Consider the following 3,235-nt stretch of genomic DNA (forward strand, 5'->3'; position numbering starts at 1 on the left):
CCCAGCCGCCCCACCACCCGGCGTCTCAAGTGATCCATTTGCCGGTCGGTCTAAGTTCGATCGGGCAGTGTCCGTAGCTGCGCACGCCCGTGATCGCGGCCCGGCAATGATCCACCTGAATGCGGGTGGAGTTGCCGGTGTCCGCTGTCGTTGATGTCAGACGGTGATGTCGGACTCAGGGGAGATCGCCCCAGCTCACCGCAGGTTTGGGACAGGCAACCGCCGAGGCTGGCAACCTGCCCCCGGGATCGTCCATCCTGTCTAGGTATCCACCTACGGAAGGAGCGGCCCAGTGCCCGAGCGGAGCCCGCGCGGTACGTACTTGCGGATTGCCGACGCATGGCGCGCCAAGATCAGCGGAGACTCCACCATGGCGTCGCTTCCATCGGAAGCCGACCTGATGAAGGAGCATGACGTCGCCCGCACCACGGTGAAGCGCGCCCTCGACGTCCTCGCGGCCGAGGGCTTGATCCGATCGCAGCCCGGCGTCGGGTGGCTCGTTGTCGGAGCCGCACCCAAGGTCCCGGTGCTCGACCAGCTCGCTGCCCTGGTCCACGACCTCGGCGTCGACGCCGACTTCCCGTCCGAGAAGGAACTCACCGAGACGACCGGCGCCGCGCGGGGCACCGTCCGGCGTGCCCTCGCTCAGCTTGAAGGCGCCGGCGTTCTCGAAGTCCGCCATGGGAAGGGGCGGCGTGTCCGCGCCCTCCCCGCCAATCACTCCTGACCGCCGCCCCCTAGGAACGGATGCCATCGTGTGGGCCTACGAGCTTGCCGAATCCCTTCTGTCCACCGACCTGCCGCGCCGCTGGAACCACTCCAAGGGGGTGGCCGGCAAGGCACGCACCCTGGCCAGCATCCTCGGCCCGGATGCTGAGTTGTTGGAAGCCGCAGCAGTCCTGCACGACGTCGGCTACTCGCCGCGGATCGTCGACACCGGCTTCCACCCGCTCGACGGCGCGCGCTTCCTCCGCGCGGAGAACGTGGACGAGCGCGTCGTGCGACTGGTCGCCCACCACTCCTGTGCCCTGCTCGAAGCCGAGGAACGGGGCCTTCGCCGGGAGTTGGAGGCGGAGTTCCCGCTGGAGGAACCCCACTTGGTGGACGCGCTGATCTACTGCGACATGACCACCACTCCGGATGGCACGCCGACAACGACGCCCGACCGGATCGGCGAGATCGTGGGCCGCTACGGACCGGACAGCGTCGTCGGCCGGTTCATCCGCCGCGCCGAGCCGGAGATCGATGCAGCCGCGCGACGCGTCGAAGGCCGCCTACTCCAGATCGGAACGTCGGCCTAGCCGATGTACGGCTCGGCGCGATCCGACGCCAAACCGTGCTTGATCCGCAGCCGCATGGACGGGTGAATGTCCAGGTCGTCGAGGTCCGCTGGGTTCACCCAGCGGACCTCCTTCGACTCCGAACTCGTCCGCAGATCGCCACCGACAGGGCGTGCCCGGAAGCAGATGGAGAACTGTTGCCGGACCTCCCCGTCGTCGTAGGCCATGACGTGACCAGGGTCTGTGTAGAGCCCGACGACCGAGGCCACCTCGACGTCGATCCCCGTCTCCTCCCGAACCTCCCTGACCACGGTGTCCGCCACGGACTCCCCGATGTCGTGCCCACCACCAGGGAGGGCCCACAGGTTGTTGTCCGTCTTGTGGATCAGCAGCAGCCGCCCATCAACGTCCGTCACAACGGCGGTAACGGAGGGCACAACGGAGTTCGCCGGCGGGGCGGCCGGGTCGTGGAAGTAGTCAACGCGGCTCATGCGGCCTCACTTTCAAGATTCGGCGAGGTGATGATCCGGGAGCTTTCCCAGATCCGTTCGATGCTCGCCGCGTACGTGCTGAATAGCTCGCCTCCGGGCACCTGGGAGAGGTGCATCACCGGCGCCAGGTAGGCGCCGACACCGTAGACGTGTCCGTTGACGAGCAGGTCGTCGTCGGCTCGGTAGAGCGAGTTGTAGAGCGTTGTCGAGTGGAGCCGGAACTCGACTCCGGGGACGCCGAACAGCGGCGCATAGTTGGCGAGCGCGTTGCGAATCTTGCCTGCCATCGCCGGGCCGATCCCCTCATCCTCGCCCCGCTGGGCCACGCCCACGCAGTCGGGGTCGCCCAGCATGAGCCGTACGGGCACGCCAGCCTGTGCCTTCTCCCGAACGAGGCGGAAGAACAGCGGGTCCTCCGAGAGCCAGAACCCGGCGTACACCACCAGGTCGAAGTGCCGCGTGGACTTCGCGTAGAGGGACGTCCACAGCTCTTTCGGCACGACCGCGCGGTGCGGGTACAGCTTCACCAGCTCGGCCCGGCCGGCTTCCGCCGCCGCGCTGCTGGTCTGCTCGTCCGACCAGAGTTCCGACAGGTCTCGCTGCAACAGGTTGGCGAGCGCGTACTGGAAACGCCGGTACGGCCGGCGCTCGTCCTTGGCCTCCACCCATCGCTCGACGGTTCGCGAACTCACGCCGAGCCGTTCCGCGATCTGCTCAATCGTCAACTTGCTGGCGAGGATTGCACCTCGCAGCCTCTCATTGGCCATCTCGCCCTCCCCTGGACGATGGTGCGGCGCTTGGACGATCCGGGACGACTTCGACCGTAGCGAAGTCGGACCGTAGCCGTCCAGATGCGCCGTGTTCCGACAGGGCCGGAGAGTCGAATCTATTGATGCGCGGCCGGGACTCACCGGCCGAACCAAGCGAAGGACTTGACGAATCGTCGGCTTCTCGGGATCGTAAGAGACATGTTCAACATGTCTCGCATCGCGAGGCTGGCGAACTGATGGCCCTTCTTTGGGCTGCTCCGACCTGCACAAACGCGCCCGGAGGGGTGGGGTGACAGCCCCCCGAAGGCAGCGCTCGTTCCTTGAGAACTCAACAGAGTGCTTCACGACGGGGCCCGTCCCCGTCCCCGCGCGGACCGGGTGACGTCCGCAACGTTTCGAGTGTCTTTGGTCCCCGATCCGCCCGCTCGCCGGCCGGGTCGGGGGTCATGGCTGCTCGTGATGTGACGAGTGGCTGAGCCCGAATGCAACGGGCCGCCGCGCTCCCGGCCAAGGAACGCGCGGCGGCCCTCGGGCCCACACACCCAACTACCAAGAGGTGAACCCGTGAAGTCGATTGTTGCAGGCCAACGGGCCGTTTCGGCCCTGGAGTACACGGAGCTGGCGCTCGGCATCGACAACGACCCGTTCGGGTCGCTGTTCGGTGGCGTGGCCGGCGAGAGCGTGAACGAGTACC

At 67.2% G+C, this 3,235-nt stretch carries 4 protein-coding genes; 2 read left to right on the top strand and 2 right to left on the bottom strand.

The genetic code is table 11. The annotated features are described in order from the left end of the window. Positions 1-292 precede the first annotated feature (292 nt). Both ACFP3U_RS36710 and ACFP3U_RS36715 read left to right on the top strand, forming a co-directional pair. The gene (locus ACFP3U_RS36710; protein WP_380230119.1) at positions 293-727 is read left to right on the top strand and encodes a GntR family transcriptional regulator; all 435 of its coding nucleotides are present in this window, start codon (positions 293-295) and stop codon (positions 725-727) included. A gap of 28 nt (positions 728-755) precedes the next feature. Beyond that, positions 756-1,301, top strand: a complete 546-nt coding sequence (locus ACFP3U_RS36715) for an HD domain-containing protein (RefSeq protein ID WP_380230120.1) — start codon at positions 756-758, stop codon at positions 1,299-1,301. On the opposite strand, the gene ACFP3U_RS36720 is transcribed toward ACFP3U_RS36715, so the two are convergent. Next, positions 1,298-1,771, bottom strand: coding sequence for an NUDIX hydrolase (locus ACFP3U_RS36720; protein WP_380230121.1), 474 nt, complete (start codon positions 1,769-1,771; stop codon positions 1,298-1,300). The two genes, ACFP3U_RS36715 and ACFP3U_RS36720, sit on opposite strands and share 4 nt — an antisense overlap. Further along, positions 1,768-2,538 (bottom strand): helix-turn-helix domain-containing protein, encoded by a 771-nt coding sequence (locus ACFP3U_RS36725; protein ID WP_380230122.1) that lies wholly within the window; start codon positions 2,536-2,538, stop codon positions 1,768-1,770. The genes ACFP3U_RS36720 and ACFP3U_RS36725 overlap by 4 nt, the downstream gene beginning before the upstream one ends. Positions 2,539-3,235: the final 697 nt, after the last annotated feature.

The sequence above is a fragment of the Kitasatospora misakiensis genome, assembly GCF_042656005.1.
GTDB lineage: Bacteria > Actinomycetota > Actinomycetes > Streptomycetales > Streptomycetaceae > Kitasatospora > Kitasatospora misakiensis.